Origin of the sequence: Nitrobacter sp. 62-13 (genome assembly GCF_001896955.1) — a bacterium.
GTDB lineage: Bacteria > Pseudomonadota > Alphaproteobacteria > Rhizobiales > Xanthobacteraceae > Nitrobacter.
On record NZ_MKRN01000189.1, the window covers coordinates 400 to 16350 of the forward strand.

The 15951-nt window shown below is 63.6% G+C and carries 14 protein-coding genes; 5 read left to right on the plus strand and 9 right to left on the minus strand.

The features are described from left to right. The 4 genes from BGN91_RS14105 to BGN91_RS14120 form a co-directional block, all read left to right on the plus strand. A partial coding sequence (locus BGN91_RS14105) for a flagellar basal body P-ring protein FlgI (RefSeq protein WP_292614155.1) occupies positions 1-642 on the plus strand: 642 nt, incomplete at its 5' end. Beyond that, positions 642-1037 carry a flagellar assembly peptidoglycan hydrolase FlgJ gene (gene flgJ / locus BGN91_RS14110; protein WP_292614156.1) on the plus strand — a complete coding sequence of 132 codons (396 nt, stop codon included), beginning with the start codon at positions 642-644 and terminating at the stop codon, positions 1035-1037. The genes BGN91_RS14105 and flgJ, both read left to right, overlap by 1 nt. Continuing rightward, positions 1034-1525, plus strand: a complete 492-nt coding sequence (locus tag BGN91_RS14115; protein ID WP_292614158.1) for a hypothetical protein — start codon at positions 1034-1036, stop codon at positions 1523-1525. Before flgJ ends, BGN91_RS14115 begins: the two co-directional genes overlap by 4 nt. 401 nt (positions 1526-1926) lie before the next feature. Next, complete coding sequence (locus BGN91_RS14120; protein WP_292614159.1) at positions 1927-2292, plus strand: hypothetical protein; 366 nt, start codon at positions 1927-1929, stop codon at positions 2290-2292. A 10-nt stretch (positions 2293-2302) separates the two neighbouring features. Here BGN91_RS14120 and BGN91_RS14125 read toward each other — a convergent pair whose 3' ends face one another. The 4 genes from BGN91_RS14125 to BGN91_RS14140 form a co-directional block, all read right to left on the minus strand. After that, positions 2303-2668: a hypothetical protein gene (locus tag BGN91_RS14125; protein WP_292614161.1), complete on the minus strand. Its 366-nt coding sequence runs from the start codon at positions 2666-2668 to the stop codon at positions 2303-2305. Between the two features lie 28 nt (positions 2669-2696). Continuing rightward, positions 2697-3062 carry a flagellar biosynthesis regulator FlaF gene (gene flaF / locus BGN91_RS14130; RefSeq protein ID WP_292614163.1) on the minus strand — a complete coding sequence of 122 codons (366 nt, stop codon included), beginning with the start codon at positions 3060-3062 and terminating at the stop codon, positions 2697-2699. Positions 3063-3265: 203 nt separating this feature from the next. Continuing rightward, the gene (locus tag BGN91_RS14135) at positions 3266-4876 is read right to left on the minus strand and encodes a flagellin (RefSeq protein WP_292614166.1); all 1611 of its coding nucleotides are present in this window, start codon (positions 4874-4876) and stop codon (positions 3266-3268) included. Positions 4877-5253: 377 nt separating this feature from the next. Beyond that, positions 5254-6837 (minus strand): flagellin, encoded by a 1584-nt coding sequence (locus tag BGN91_RS14140; protein ID WP_292614168.1) that lies wholly within the window; start codon positions 6835-6837, stop codon positions 5254-5256. A 351-nt stretch (positions 6838-7188) separates the two neighbouring features. Between BGN91_RS14140 and flbT the strand changes: the two genes are divergently transcribed. Next, positions 7189-7620, plus strand: coding sequence for a flagellar biosynthesis repressor FlbT (gene flbT / locus BGN91_RS14145; RefSeq protein WP_292614171.1), 432 nt, complete (start codon positions 7189-7191; stop codon positions 7618-7620). A gap of 28 nt (positions 7621-7648) precedes the next feature. Here the strand turns inward: flbT and BGN91_RS14150 are convergent, their stop codons facing one another. From BGN91_RS14150 to msrB, 5 genes are all read right to left on the minus strand, one after another. Then, the gene (locus tag BGN91_RS14150; protein ID WP_292614173.1) at positions 7649-9127 is read right to left on the minus strand and encodes an aspartate aminotransferase family protein; all 1479 of its coding nucleotides are present in this window, start codon (positions 9125-9127) and stop codon (positions 7649-7651) included. Positions 9128-9479: 352 nt separating this feature from the next. After that, positions 9480-11240, minus strand: coding sequence for a flagellar biosynthesis protein FlgL (locus tag BGN91_RS14155; protein ID WP_292614175.1), 1761 nt, complete (start codon positions 11238-11240; stop codon positions 9480-9482). An 18-nt stretch (positions 11241-11258) separates the two neighbouring features. After that, the gene (gene flgK, locus BGN91_RS14160; protein WP_292614176.1) at positions 11259-13127 is read right to left on the minus strand and encodes a flagellar hook-associated protein FlgK; all 1869 of its coding nucleotides are present in this window, start codon (positions 13125-13127) and stop codon (positions 11259-11261) included. Between the two features lie 63 nt (positions 13128-13190). Next, positions 13191-15032 (minus strand): flagellar hook-basal body complex protein, encoded by a 1842-nt coding sequence (locus BGN91_RS14165; protein WP_292614177.1) that lies wholly within the window; start codon positions 15030-15032, stop codon positions 13191-13193. Positions 15033-15389: 357 nt separating this feature from the next. Then, positions 15390-15902, minus strand: coding sequence for a peptide-methionine (R)-S-oxide reductase MsrB (gene msrB / locus BGN91_RS14170; protein ID WP_292614180.1), 513 nt, complete (start codon positions 15900-15902; stop codon positions 15390-15392). Positions 15903-15951 lie beyond the last annotated feature (49 nt).

Consider the following 15951-nt stretch of genomic DNA (forward strand, 5'->3'; position numbering starts at 1 on the left):
GCCGCCAGCGTCACCAAGGGAGTGCCGACCAATGGCCGCATCGCCAACGGCGCCATCGTCGAACGCGAGATCGAGTTCGCGCTGAACAGAATGCCGAACGTCCGGCTGGCGCTACGCAATGCCGACTTCACCACCGCCAAGCGCATCGCCGCAGCGGTGAACGATTTCCTGGGCACGAAGACCGCCGAGCCGATCGATCCCTCCACCGTGCAACTTTCCATCCCGTCGGAGTTCAAGGGCAACGTCGTTGCGCTTTTGACGGAGATCGAACAGTTGCAGGTCGAACCCGACATCGCGGCAAAAATCATCATCGACGAGCGCTCCGGCATCATCGTGATGGGGCGCGATGTTCGCGTCGCCACCGTCGCGGTGGCGCAAGGCAACCTCACGGTGTCAATCTCCGAAAGTCCGCAAGTCAGCCAGCCCAATCCGCTGTCGCGCGGACGCACGGTGGTGACGCCGCGTAGCGCCGTCGGCGTCAGCGAGGACGGCAAGAAACTCGCGCTGGTCAAGAACGGGGTTTCCCTCCAGGAACTGGTCGATGGCCTCAATGGCCTCGGCATCGGGCCGCGCGACCTGATCGGCATTCTGCAGGCGATCAAGGCGGCCGGCGCGATCGAAGCCGATATCGAGGTGATGTGATGCAACTTCAAATCGACAGCAGCCTGATCGCGAGCGCCTATCGCAGCATCCCGCGCAAGGCGATGATGCCCATGCTGAACGGCCGCCCCGACCCGCAACTCCAGCAGGCGCTGGAGAAGGTTTCTCCGCAAGCCATTCAAAAGGCCACGACGACGTCGCAGGATTTCGAAGCGATGTTCCTCAATTCGATGTTCTCGCAGATGACCTCCGGTCTGAAGGGCGAAGGTCCGTTCGGCGACACGCCAGGCACCGGGGTGTGGCGCTCGATGCTGACCGAGCAGTACTCCAAATCATTCGCCAAGGCCGGCGGCGTCGGCGTATCCGACGCGGTGTTCCGCGCACTCATCATGCAACAGGCCAGCGAAGCCAAGCCGGCGCCGAAGGAGGCCGCATGAAGCCGAGATCCCAGGAGTCGCAAGCGTCCCCGGTTCCGCCGCCCGTCGCGACGCCGGCCGACGCCCGCAGACTCGCCGACGGCATGCTCGACACCATGAATGCGCTGCTCGCCGTTATCGAGCGCGAAACCGAACTGGTGCGCGCCGGCAAGATTCGCGAGGGCATGGCGCTCGAGAAACAGAAGAGTGAGTTGTCTCGCCGTTACGCCGGCGCGATCAGCCAATTCAAGGGCAGCCAGGCCTACATGATGCAGTCGACGCCGGAGTTGCTCGCCGCCCTGCAACGCCACCACGACATGTTCCGCGCCATACTGCAGGTGAACCTGACGGTGCTTGCGACTGCGCACGCAGTCTCCGAAGGCATTGTACGCGGCGTCAGCGCCGAGGCGCAGCGCCGCTCCATGCCGCAAACCTACACGGCGAGCGGAGCGCGCAGCGCGCCGCCGCGCCAGCACACAAGCCCGATCGCCGTCAGCCGCTCGCTGTAGAGTCTTTCTGCTTTGATGGACTCAATGATCCGCCATGCGCGGACTTGATCCGCACATGGCCCTCGCCCCATCCCGCCCTCCTCGGACGCGAGGGAGAGATAAAGGACAAGCGAGCGTAAGCGACGCAGTTCTTCGTCCTGCGGCTATGTCCGGGCAATGACGACGACAGAGACGTTTCCATCATAAACGATGCAATGCCAGACGGACGCTGATGCGGCTTCGCAGTCGAGCGCCTTCGGTGCGCTGCTCTCGCTCTCCAAATCCAATTTGATTCAAATTGCTGCGTTCACATCAGCAGACCATTGAACACGTTCTCTAACCCAACGTTGAGAGACGGACGCTAGACTTGCGATCAAAAGGGGGTTGGGATTTGACTCGAAGGTAGCCCGGAGGAGGCGACCATGGGTACGGATTTTAGCATCAAGCCGGTCGGTGCACCGGTCGCAGCGCCAGCCGTTCAGCCGGCGCCCAGCGCCACTGTCGACGCGGTAGCGACTCAACTTCCGCCGAGCCAGAGCGTCACGGCGGCCGACGTGAGCGCGCGCGTCCGCAACGAACCACACGCCACGACCGATACCCTGTCCCATCAGGTGATCGTCGATCGGGACGCTGCATCGATGGTCTACCAGGTCGTCGACAACCGGACCAGTCTGGTCGTGAAGCAATTCCCCGACGAGGCGATGCTGCGGCGGCGCGCCTATTTCCGTACGCTCGATATGGTGAAAGCCGAACGCGAGCAGTCGATGGCCACCGACCGTCGGGCGTAACCTCCGCCGATCAATTTTGATGGACGTACGCGGTCTCGAGCGTGCTCGCACCCGTCGCCGGATTGGTCATGACGGTGTTGACCTGCGCGGTTCCGGCTTTTGTCAGCGTGAATTTTGAATCGCCGACCCGGAACGCGTTGTTCTTGATCAGAACGTCCTGATACTTGATCGTGCTGCCGTACTGATACTTGGCCTTGGCGCGGAAACCGTTGACGTTCGAGATCGTCACCGAAAACGGCTTCTGGTTGGCGTACTTGCCGCTCCAGGTGCCTTCAAACGCCTTGGGATCGACGTCGACGTACTTTCCGGTGTTCAGATTGACGTTCTGTCCGACCGTCGTGTAGTTCGATGCCAGGATGCTGAAGACGTCGGCCATGTCACGGCTCCGTCATTGACGCTCGGCGTTATGCCCGCCCGGACAGACCTGCCGCGATATTACAGTTGATGTCGATCAGCGGCTTCAGTTTCGCGGGATCGGGATTGACCTGCATGTCGACCGTCTGCTTCATCACGAAGACGCCGATATTGGCGATGTTCTGGCGAACCTCCAGCGGTTGCTGGTTATTGTCGCTATCCGCCGCGCTCATGAAGATCGACCACAGACGGCGGTTGAACAGCAGAGCGCTATGCATGTTCTTGTCCGGGCCGTTCCAGTTGTCGTGGATTTCCTGAAGCTGCCGCGCCGCCTTTAGCAATGCCTGAGCTTCGATTTCACGGGGAGAAGACGAGGTATGAGCCGTGCGGGCGTAGGCTTGAGCAGCATTCGACATTCAAAACCTCGGGGAAAACAGCGAGCGCGCGGGCTTCGGCGCCGCTCATATCTCTAGCAGCACTGCCTTTAAAATAGGTTACCCCGCGTTTTCATATGCGTCTAAAAAATGGCGGGCGAACGTTGCGGATCGTGTCGCCGCGCAACAGACGCCACGCTGTCTCTGGCCTCTTGCGGCTATCGCTAACGCCGCGCGCGCCGCCTTCAGCGGAGCAATTGCAGGACGCTCTGCTGCGACTGGTTCGCCAGCGCCAGCGCGGACACCGCGATCGACTGGCGAGTAGCCAGCGCCTGGCTGTTCGCAGCCTCCTCGTTGGTATCGGCAAGCGTCAAGTTCGACGAGCCGGTCTGCAGCACGTTGATCAGGTTCTTCGAGAAGTCCTGACGGATCTGCACGATTGACAGATTCGAGCCGAGCGTCGAGGCCTGCGCGCGCAGCGTGCTTGACGCCGTGTCGAGGCTTGCGATCACGTTGTTGGCCGAACCGTTGTCCAGGAAGTCGGTGCCCACCGCCAGGGTCGACAACCCGAGGCCGGCTGCATTCATGTTGGTGCCGTTGATGGTGAGGACGGATTTTCCTGTCTCGTTGAAGATCAGCTTCAGCGTGTCGCCATTGAGCAGGTTGATGCCGTTAAAGGACGAGTCCTGCGCGGTCGTGTTAATCTGCTGAATGATGTTGTTGTACTGATTGACGAGACCGGCGCGCGACGCCTGGACTCCGGCATCCTGAACCGGTGCCGCCGCGACAAGACCGTTGAAGGCATAGCCTGCGCCGGCCGCGGTCCCGCCGATCGCCCCGATGGTCGAGGCGGCGGCTTCGTTCGTGGTCGAGATCGTGATCACACCCGCCGAGTTGATCGTGGCCTGAAGATTATTGGTGGCGAGCTGCGCGTTCAGGTCATTAAGGGTCCTGACGGTTCCGTTGGTGCCGTCGCCGAACGTGATGTTGGTGGCGACGCCGCCGCCGGTCGATCCGATCGTCAGCGTCTTGCCGTCGAGGTTCCCCGCGCCGCCGCCGCGCGCCGTCGTCCCGGCGGTCAAGCCGAGCTTCGCGAGCACACCGGCCGGCGTGGAGTCCGTCAGCGTCAGATCTTGAGCGATGCCGGTATTGAGCGCGATCTGGCCGCTTCCGTCGACGGCCGACGCTGCGGCCGTATTGCCGTGCAGAGTGTCGATCACGCCTACCAGCGCGCTCAGGGTCTGATCGATGCCGATGGTGACGTTGCCGCTTGGATCGGTTGTTGCCGCGCCGGACGCGGCGAATGTGATGGTCTTGCCGTTGACGGAAAAGCTGTCGCCAGCCACCGGGCCGGTCGGCGTCGCGGCCGCACCATCAGTCAGCGCGCTGATGAGGGTCGCGCCGGTTGCGAGGGCATTGGCGGTTCCGGTCTTCAGGGCGGTGCCGGGCGTGGCTGCGGCACTCGTAAATGCCGTCGTGCCCCTCAGGTCCAGCGCGGTGGCACCCGTGACCGGCAGAGTATCGACCGACGATTTCTGCGAATAGCCGACCTGGGACTGCAGAACCTGATTGGCGACCGACTTGGCGGTGTCGACCAGTTTCTGCAGCGAGGTCAGGCCGGTGTTGGCCGCCTGCAGCACCTGCACGCCGTTGCCGATGCCATCGAGCAGGCTGCTGATGTCATTGGCGCGGTTGTCGAGGGCGGCGGCGGTGAAATAATTGGTCGGATTGTCGAGCGCCGTGTTCACCTTCTTGCCGGTGGAGAGCCGGTTCTGGGTTCTTGCCAGCAGGTCGGCGGTTGACTGCAGCGAGAGCAGATTCTGGCGAACGGATGCCGAAAGAACGATGTCGGTCATGTCTGGCCCTTCCATACCGTGGACGGTCGCCGACTCCGGGGCGAGCGCCGGTCCTGGCCGGAAAGGTGAACGAGACGTTTTAATTTATGGTTAACAGGAGATTAACCGATCGATCCTCGCAGCCTTCGCCTCCGCTTGGTGCATCTACGGCGCTACCTGAAGTCGAGCGGCGAAACGGAAGGCAGCCGAATGCTTTGGCGCAGTGTGCTCGGTACCGGATCAGGGAATTCGAAATCGCGTCTCGGGACGGTTCTGGCTCGCTCCATCAATGGCTTGCCTGCCATCGCTGACACTCCGGCTCAGGGCAAGGTTTTGGTATCAGGAAACGCAAAACGGCGGGGTTTCCCCCGCCGTTTCCGTCTGATGATGTGGCTGGATCAGCGGAGCAGCTGCAGCACGCTCTGCTGCGACTGGTTCGCCAGCGCCAAGGCGGACACCGCGATCGACTGGCGGGTGGCCAGCGCCTGGCTGTTCGCCGCTTCCTCGTTGGTGTCGGCGAGCGTCAGGTTCGACGAACCGGTCTGCAGCACGTTGATCAGGTTCTTCGAGAAATCCTGACGGATCTGCACGATCGACAGGTTCGAACCGAAGGCCGAAGCCTGCGAGCGCAGCGTGCTGGACGCATCGTTCAACGAGTTCAAGACTGTGTTGATGTTGCTGTTGTCCAGGAAGTCCGTGCCCTTGGTCAGCGATGACAGGCCGAGGCCGGCCGGATCGAAGGTCACGCCCTGGATGGTCAGGGTGGACTTGCCGGTTTCGTTGAACACCAGCTTGAGCTGGTCGCCGTTGAGCAGGTTGACACCGTTGAAGGACGAATCCTGCGCCGTTGTCTTGATCTGATCGATCACCTGGTTGTACTGGGCAATCAGGCTTGCGCGGGTGTTCTGCGAATTGGCGTCCGCAACCGGGGCGGACCCCGCACCGGCCGTGAACAGCCCCGAACCCGTCGCCGTGCCGCTGAGCGCGCCGATGGTCGCCGAGGCATGGTCGTTGGTCGTGGTGATCGTGATCTTGCCGGTCGAATCGACCGACGCGGTCAGGTTGCTGGTGGCGAGCGCTGTGTTCAGTTGGTCGAGCGTCGAAACCTGGCCAGAGCCTGTACCGAAGTTGATGGTGGCCGCCGGGATCGCACCGTCGGACGACGCGGCAATGCTCAGGGTCGTTCCGGACAGACCGCCGGTGGTGCCGGCGTCGGCGCCGTTCGTCGTGGTGACGGCAGACGAACCGAAGCCGCCGTCAGCGCCGCTGGTGGTGCTGGACGCATCGACGGTGAAGTTCGATGCCGTGCCAGTTGCCGAGTTGGTCAGCACGATCTTGCCTGCATCGGCGCCCGTGCCCACGGCTGCCGTTACCGTGGAACTGGTGGCGCCGAGGTCGTGGTTGATCTTGGCGACGGCTTCCGCGACCGTATATTTGTGGTTGGTGCTATCGGCAATGGCCGTCGTGCCATCGGTGGTGCCGTCGAACGTGACGGTTTGGCCGTCGATCGTGATGGTGTCGTTATTGGTTCCGTCGCCGACAAATTCGTTGCCGGCATAAGCGCTCGCCGCCACGGTCGAGGCCGCGACTGCCGCGGTCGCCGTTCCGCCGAGCAGGTTCGACGAGGTTGCGCCGGTGATGGTGGCGGCGGCTTCGGACTTCGTGGAATAGCCCGTCGGCGTCTGCAGCGCCTGGTTGGCGATGGACTTGGCGGTATCGACCAGCTTCTGGATCGAGGTGATGCCGGTGTTGGCGGCCTGCAGCACCTGCACGCCGTTGCCGATCGAGTCGAGCAGGTTGTTGATGTCGCTGGCGCGGTTGTTGAGGCCCTGCGCCGTGAAGAAGTTGGTCGGATTGTCGAGCGCCGTGTTCACCTTGTTGCCGGTGGCAAGGCGGTTCTGCGTGGTCGAGAGCAGGTCGGCGGTGGACTGGAGGGAGAGCAGATTCTGGCGGACCGATGCGGAGAGAACGATATCGGACATTTTTCATACCTTTCTGGTGTGAATACACTGACGCGCATACGCCGAAGTTATTCCTTCGGACGAGGCGCCACAGTGATGCGAAGACTCTAAGAAAGCATGAAGCCGATAGTGGACTTCCGAGCCTTTCCAGGCGCGGGCGCACGGCCGGATTGCGACGTCGTGGCCGTGGCTTAGACGAATCTGGCAGCGGAGGTCGCAGGCGCCATTTACCAATCGTTAACCACAATGGGAAAGGATCGCGGCAAGAACGTACCGCGGTGCTCGCGCCGGCTCGGCCGTCCGCCACATTTTGCGCGGCGAACGGCGCTACCGTCCGTCCGGCACGCTCCTTTTCACGGCAGGAAAACCGCCATGGCGCTGAAAGTCGAACTGAAGCCGCACGAACGCATCATCATCGGCGCCTGCGTCGTCACCAACACCGATCAACGTGCGCGGCTCCTGATCGAGGGCGACAAGATTCCGATCCTTCGCGAGAAGGACATCCTGACGCCTGAAACGGCGGACACGCCCGCCAAGCTGGTCTATCTCGCGGTGCAATTGATGTATCTGTCGCCGGAGCCGCAGATCAACCACGGCACCTATTTCAGCCTGCTGCGCGACGTCATCACGACGATGCCAGGCGCGTGGCCGATCATCGAAGGCGTCAACAACGACATCCTTAACGGCGACCTCTACAAGGCGCTCAAGGAAGTCAAGAAGCTGATCGCCTACGAAAAAAAGCTGATGGAGATGGACGAAGCCACCGCGCCCCGCGTCGACGTCCGGCAGAAGCGCTCAGCCTGATACCACGCGCAGCGCGGGGCGTATCGCCTCAGCTTCCGGTTTTGCGGGCTTTGGTTTCGCGCGCGCCGAATTCAAGCACCGCCGCCACCAGAGCATCGATGTCGCGCGTTCCCGTGCGATGGTTGACGATCGCCGCGCGGATCGCCAGCCGGCCATCGAGGATCGTGGTGGACGGCGCTGCGATTCCCGACTCGTGCAGTGATGCGACGATCGCCGCGTTGATCCGGTCGGCGTCATTGGCGCGATAGCGGAAGCACACGATGTTCAGTTGCACCGGCGCAAGCAGTTCGAGCTTCGGCTCGGCGGTGATTTTCGCTTCCAGATAGCGCGCCAGCGCGCAGGTGCGGGCGATCATCGCGCCAAGCTTTTCGGTGCCGTAGGCCTTCAACGTGAACCACGTCTTCAGCGCACGGAAGCCGCGCGACATGTCAGGTCCGTACTCGCAGGGCCACGGCGAGCCGGCCGCGAGCCCGCGCGTCTCCCGGCGCAGATAGGCCGCAGGCGCCGCGAAGGTCCTGCGGTGCTGCTCGCCGTCGCGAACAAGGAGAAAGCCAGCGTCGTAAGGTACTTGTCCCCATTTGTGAAAGTCGAAAGCGATCGAGTCGGCGCGTTCGAGACCGGCGAGACGCGGCGCGATCTCCGGCGACAGCACGCCGAGCGCGCCGTATGCGCCATCGACATGCAGCCACAGATTCTCCTCGCGGCACACCGCATGCACCGCCGCCAGATCGTCGATCGCGCCGATGTCGACCGTGCCGGCCGAACCGATCACGAGAAACGGTTCAAGACCGGCGGCACGATCGGCAGCGACCTGCGCACGCAACGCGTCGATCTCGATGCGATGACACCGATCGACCGGAATCCGCCGCAGCGCGTCGGTGCCGAATCCGGCGAGATCCATGGCCTGCGCGACGCAGCCGTGCGTTACGACAGACGTATAGGCGGTCAGACCGCCGCCGCGATCAGGCAGCCCCCGCTCGCGCACAGACGGTCCGAGCCGCGCGGAGCGGGCCACCAGAACGCCCATCAGGTTGGCCATCGACGTTCCCGTGACAAAGATGCCGCTCGCGGTGTCGGGAAATCCGAACATCTGCCGCATCCACAGAACGATCTGGCGTTCGACCTCGATCGGAATATGATCGCGGCCGCCGAGATTGGCGTTCAGCCCCGCAGCCAGCATTTCGGCAAGCATCCCGACTGCGGTGCCTCCCCCGTTCACCCATCCCATGAAGCCGGGATGAACGTTGCCGGCGGCGTACGGTGCAATGGAGTCGGAAAATTCCCGATAGATTTCGTCGAGGTCGCCGCCTGAGCGCGGCAGTTCCTCGCGAAAACGCGCGCGCACGTTTGCGGGAATCGGTCGCCATACCGGGCGCTCGCGAACGCCGGCGATGTAATCGAACATATCGTCGAGCATCCGGTGCCCCTGCGCGCGCAGTGCGTCCCAGTCGTCGGGATCGAGCGTCTCGCTGGCGTCCCGCGGCGAGTCGGATGGCGCTTGGGTCATGCCGAGAACTCCGGGCGGCTGCATGCATGCAACCGCGGCACGCCTCCGAGCGCGCCGAACCTTCCCCGCGGCGCAGCGCGGCAACCCAGCGCGCGTGAAATATCGAAACGGAGCATGAAATGGTCTTCCTCGCAGCGCGCAGCGGTCGCTGGCGTCCAGCATTTCCGTACGTCTGATGGTGTTGGCGGTGTCCCTGCGCCGTTTCACTCAAAGGAGCGCGCGCGGCAGCATAGCCGAATTTCCTGCCCATCGCAGGCCGCCATGATTAGCGTAACGCAGCCCGTTTTGGAACGGCTATTGCCGCTCCTTCGCCATCACGCATTGCCGGTCAGCGCCCGGCCTGCCCGCACCATCAGAGGAATTTCACCAGGCTGAGCTGGGACAGCAAGGCGGTGGTCTGGTAGGAGGCCTGCAGATCGGTCTGCAACGCCAGCAACTGGCTTGCGACCTCATCGGTAGAAACGTTCTCGGCCTGATCGACGACGTTCTGCATCGTCGCCTGCGTCAGTTTCTGCCGCGCAGTGGCATCCTGCATCACCGTCTGCGCATTGGCGAGATCGGACTGGATGTCCTGGATGCTCTGCTTGCCGGGCGTGACCGTCAGATTCTGCGCCACGCGCGAATTAAGAGCCGAGATCTGCCCCGCACCGTTCGGATCGGTCGGCGATGTCGTCACAGCCGCGAGAAGCGCAACCGATTCCATCAGCGAACGGATGGCGTCCTCGTTGGCGCGGATGCCGTATTGCACCGTCGCCGAGGGATCGATCCGCACCGTCGAAGTCGCACGTGCCGACCCCGTTCCGGCATCGCCGGTGTACCACTGCACCGTGTTTGCAGCCGTGCCGTTCACCGCGGCCGTTGCCGTGGCCAGCGTCACCGGCGGCGTGAGGTCGACGCGCTGCGGCGGCTGGTCGAAGAAATCATGCGTCGCGCGGATGGCGGAGGCCGCCACCAGCGAGGTCTTGGCCAGCGTTCCGATCGAGCTCGTCAGCGCGGCATTGAGATTGGCTGCGGTCGCCGTCGGCGTCGCACCGATCGCGAAGCTGCCGGCCGGCGTCGGCACCGCGCTCGAGGCCGTCAGTTGCACGGTTTCGCTGGAGCCGTCCGGCAGGTTGAAGGTGAAACTCACCGTGTCGCCGTCGGCCGGATTGGCGGCGAGGTCGATGGAGGCTTGCGCCGGCGTGATCGTGACGCCTGCCGCACTCGAACTGACCCCGGTCAGTTGCGCGCCGAAAGGAGACGCACTCGCTTCGGCGGCGGTCAGCGCCGCATTCAGGTTGGTGGCGGTCACCGCGGCCGATCCGCCGATCTCGAACGATCCCGCGGGCGCCGGCACCGTGGTCGTCGCCGTCAATTGAACGGTCGTGCTGGTGCCGTCCGGCTGCAAAAAGGTGAAATTGAAGGTGTCGCCGTCCGCCGGATTGGTTGCGAGATTGACCGTCGCCGGTGTGTTGGAGACTGTCGCGCCCGTCAGCGTCGAGGTGACGTTGCTGAGCTTCATGCCGTAGATCGAGGGCGACGCATCTTCGGCGACCGATACCGACGTCGCGGTCGGCGAGGAAACGATAAGGCGGCCGAGGCCGCTGGCGCCAAGGTCGGCCTGGTTGCGCTCGGAGATGACCTGGTTCAACCCGGCCTGCCCTGCTCCATTGCCGTTCAGGATCAGGTCGGACGAAGCGACCGGCTGGGTGTAGATCGTGCTGCCGGAAAAGATGTAGCGGTCGCCGGCCTGCGTATTCAGGATGCCGACGACCGACGAGAACTCGGCCACCGCGGTCTGCTGACCAGCGGTCTGTCCGGCGCTGTTCAGCGCCTGCGATCCGCTGTTCGCCGCGTTCTGCAACTGCGTGCCGATATCGGACAGCGCCTGCAACGCGGTATTGGCGACCCCGATATTGGTGTTGATCTTGGTCATGGTGTCGGTATACGCGGCGATGTTCGACAGTTGCGCGCGCGCAGCGATCGCAAAACCTTCGTTGGCGCCCATACCCGAATAGGTCGTCGACTTCTTTCCGCTCGTGAGCTGGTTCTGCAGATCGGCCATCTGCGCCTTGAGATTCTGGACCGAGCTGCCGAGGATGGTGTTGCCGAAGCTGATGCCGTTGATCGCCATGCGAACCGCCCTTACACGTTACATTTGAGCCTGCAGCAGAGTCTGCATCATGGTCTGCACCACTGACATCACATGCGCGTTCGCCGCGTAGGAATTCTGCAGCGCGATCAGATTTGTCATCTCGGTGTCGATGTTCACGCTCGCCTTGGCGTTGAACTTCTCCTGCAGTGTATTGACGACGATGTCCTGCCCCTGCGCCACCTGTTTCGCCGTCGTCGCCGCGCTGCTCTGCACGCTGACGAACTGCTGCAGGAACGATGGCAGGGTGCCGGTGAACGGCGAAGCCGCGGACCCGAGGCCGGTATTCGGCGCGTAGCTGAATGTGGCCGAGGTCAGTTGATCGAACAGGAAATCGGAGCGCGTGGTGTCGCCTGCGGGCGTCACGGGCGACGTATTGTAGACCGTCAGCTTGGAGGGATCGGCAAGCAGCGCGGCGTTGACCTGGATTCGTCCCGCCAGTCCCGTGATCTGCGACGCGGTGCCGGTGATCGCACCGGTGTAGAGCGAGGCGCGGTCGGTGAAGAACGGCAGTTGCGGATTGCCCGACGTCAGCGACTGCATGGTTGTCGTGGTTGAGGCCGCGGTCACCGTCGATGTGCCCGAGCCGTCGCCGGTGACGCGGAGCAGCGCACCCGACGCGGAAAATGTCAGATGCGCCGGGCCGCCGACTTGCGCATTCAATTGCGCCAGGATCGAACCGAGCCCACCCGAGAAATTGACGCCGATCACCTTGTCGTTCGGATTCGAGGCCGTGTTCGGAATCGGCAGCGCCGCGGGGTCGTCCACCCGCACGACAGTTATTGTATGAGAGACGTTGCTCGAGTCGGTGTAGGTGACGTTGAACGAGTTGCCCGGCAGCACATTCGACAGATCAAGGTCGAAACCCGATGGAGGGCCGGCGACAGGCGTGCCGCCGGTCGTGACATCGGACAAGGCGCTGGCGAGCGTCGCCGCCATCTGGTCGATCTGGTTCTGCGCCTGCACCAGCGTCTTGTCGCGCAACTGCACGTCGGCGGCGATCTGGCCCGAGTTGATGCCTTGCGAGGCGATCATGTCGATCTTGGCGCCGTTCGGAAGCTGGCACATGATGGTGCCGACGCTCGACTTGCCCGGATCGGCGTTCCATTGCGAATTCGCAGTCAGCGACGACTGCGCGTTGAATGACAGCGTCGAAGCCTGCACACCACCGACGAGCTGGATTCCCGAGGTCGTGAACACCGACGTCTGATTGGAGCCGTCGGTGACGGCGCGAACGTCCATCAATCTGGAGAGCTGATCGATCGCGCTGTCGCGCTGATCCATCAGCGTCGCGGCGGCCGGATCCTGGGCGCTCATGCCCTGCAGCTTCTGATTGATCGCGGCGATCTGTTGCATCGCCGCGTTCGCCTGCGACACCGATACCGAGAGATCCTGCTCGGCGTTGGAGCGCAGCGTCTGGATGCCGCTGGTGGTGGCGTTGAGCTGCTGCGCCAGCGCCTGCGCGGCGTTCAGCACCGAGGATTGCGCCGCCGTGTTGCCCGAACTCGCGGACAGCGCCTGCAACGCCGATGTGAAGTTATTGTAGGCCGCTTCCAGTGTTCCGTCGTTGCCGGGCGTTCCATAGACATTCTGCAACTGGCCGAGCACGTTCGCGATCTGGTCGGCATAGGCGCCGCCGGCGTTTTCCGTGCGCAGTTGCGACTGCACATAGGTATCGAGCGTGCGGTTGACGCCGATGACACGAACACCGGCGCCGGTACCGCCGGTGATGATCTCGTCCTGCACCAGCGTCTGGGCGACGTAACCGGACGTGTTCGCGTTGGCGACGTTGCCCGAGACGATCGACAGCGCCGCCTGGTTGGCGCGCAGGCCTGACATCGCGATGGAGAGGGCCGAACTCAAACTCATCTTATTGCCCGCCTCGAAAGAGCATCAATCCGCTCAGCGACCCCGCTTTTCGGGGATCATGCTCTAGCGCAGCACGTTCAGGAGATCCTGAACCATGCTGTTCGCCGTGGTGATGACCTTGGTGTTCGCCGAGTAAGCCTGCTGGGTCACGATCAGCTTGGTGAACTCGTCGGCAATGTCGGTGTTGGAGCCCTCGAGCGAGGAACCGCTGATGTGTCCGGCCGCGCCGGCGATCGCAGGTCCCGACTCGTCGGTCACGGCATAGGCCCCGCCGTCGAGCGCTTTCAGGTAGTTGGTGCCGTTGAAGTGCGACAGCGACACCTGCGCGAGCGAGAGGTTCTGCCCGTTCGAGAAGGTGCCGACCACGATGCCGTCATTGTTGACGGCGACCGACTGCAACTGGCCGGCGGCGTAGCCGTTCTGGTTGATCGCATTGACGGTCGCGTTGCCGCCGCTGCTGGCATACTGGGTGAGACCGCCGCTGCCGAGATTCAGCGTGAGGTTGCCGAGCGACTGGGTTCCGACGCTGACGCTGGGAATGGTGATGGACGTCCCTACCGGGCTGGAAAGCTGGCCGTTGGTGCCGAAGGTGAAGTTGGTGCCGACGTTGACCCACGCCGCTTGCGTGCCGGTGGCGTTCGGATTGGCCTGATAGAACAGGTTCCAGGTATCGGAATGGCCCGCGCCGAGCGAGGCGCTGTCGGTCTTGGCCCAGCGCAGTTGCAGGTTCACCGCGGTGCCGGTCGCGTCGTAGACCGTGACCGCGCCGCCGCTGATCGATTCCTGCTGGAACATGGTCTGGTCGTTGGCGATCACCACGCCGGCTCCGGGCGTGCCGCCGCCGCCGCGCGCGACGTTGGTCGTCGCGCCGAAGCCCATCGAGGTCCACCCGCCCGATGAACTCGTCACCGTCAGGTCCTGCGCGGTGCCGCTATGCAGCGTGATCGCCCCGGTGCTGGCGTCGATCGTCGGGGCCTGACCGGTGATCGCGCCGATCTTGCCCAGAAGATCGCCGACGGTGTCGTCGATGCGAACATGGGTCGCGTCCTGCGCGCCGGGCGGCAACGCGGTGCTGGCGTCGGTAAACGTGATGGTGGTGCCATCGACGGTGATGGTGTCGCCGACCGCAAAACCGGTGGGCAGCGAGTCGCTCGGCGCAGTACCGGACAAAAGCGTCGCGCTGGTGATCGCGACCGGCGGCGTCTGCTGGTTGTTGGCCGCCGAGCCCGTGGTGGTGCTGTCGGTATAGGCCGGCGCCGGCGTTCCGACCACCAGCGGATTGAAGCCGTTGGTGAAGTCCGACGGATTCAATCCGCCCGCCGCGGTGATGGTGCCGGCGGTCGCGGTCGAACTCGCCAGCGTCGTCGGCACGGACGGAAGATTGGCGGCGTATTGCAGCGTCGTGGTGGCCTGCGCGGGAATGAAGTTGTTCTGGAACTGCAGCACCTGCGGCACATTGCCCAGAGGGTTGCCGGTCTTGGGATCGACCGGCACGCCCATCAGGTAGTAGCCGGCGCTGTTGACGAGATTGCCGTTGGCGTTGACCTGGAAATCGCCGCGCCGCGTGTAGTAGGTCACGCCGGAAAACTGAGGTTGATTGTCAACCACGCCGGTCGGCGACTGGACATTGAAGAAACCATCGCCGGTGATCGCCATGTAGGTGCCGATCGTCGAGGCCGACACCGTTCCCTGGCTGCTGATGGTCGCGACCGCATAGGCCGTCACGCCGCCGGCCACCTGACGGTTCGGCGTGGTCGAGTCGGGGATCAGATCGCAGAAGGCGGTGGCGATGCCCTTGTAGCCGGTGGTCTGGGCATTCGCGATGTTGCCGGAGATGTTTTGCAGCGCAAAGGACTGCGCCTGCAGACCGCCGACAGACGTATTCAGTGCGTCGAAAATACCCATCCCATCGTCTCCAACTCGATCCGGGCGGCCAACCGGAGGTCAGCGAGAACCACAGCCGCGGTCGGAAACGACGTCGCAAGCTCCGTGCCAACGTGAAAGATAAGCTATTTCAGTAAGTTGGGATTAGACCCCGGCCCGCGCTCCGGGGCATTCTTGCCCGAGAGAGGCAACTCTTGCCGGGAGGATGGGGGATTTTCGAGCGAGGAAAAACTCGTCAACTTCCGGAATCCATACCCCTGACATCAACATTTCGAACAAAAACAGCCACAGGGGCCATGGATTCCGGGCTCGGCACTTCGCGCCGCTCCGGAATGACGCCAAGATTTTACGGGAGCGTCGCCTAAAGCGGCGAAAGTCCTACGTAGTCGACGATGCCGGATGGAAGACGAGCGCCAGCCCGTCCATGCAGTAGCGCAGGCCCGTCGGCTTCGGGCCATCGTCGAAGACATGGCCGAGATGCCCGCCGCAGCGGCGGCAGTGGATCTCGGTGCGGGCCATGCCGAACGTCGTATCCCGGGTTTCGCCGACCGCGTTGTCGAGCGGCTTCCAGAAGCTCGGCCAGCCGGTGCCGCTTTCGAATTTCGTTTCCGACGAATAGAGCGGAAGGTCGCAGCCGGCGCAGGCGAAGATGCCCTTGCGATGCTCCTTGAGCAGCGGGCTGGTGAAAGGCGGCTCGGTGCCTTGCTGACGCAGGATGCGGTACTGTTGCGGCGTGAGCTGCGCCCGCCATTCGGCGTCGGTCTTTTCGATCTCGAACCTCTCGGCGGCTTTTGTCTCGGCCGCCCGGACAGGCTCTCCGCGCAACCAGCGAAAGCCGAACAGGGCTGCCAGGCCGGCGGCGGATGCGAGCAGGGTACGGCGGTCGATCATGGCTATCTCCGGGGTCGAGCGGGCTGCGCGGTTCAGATCAGATATGCGG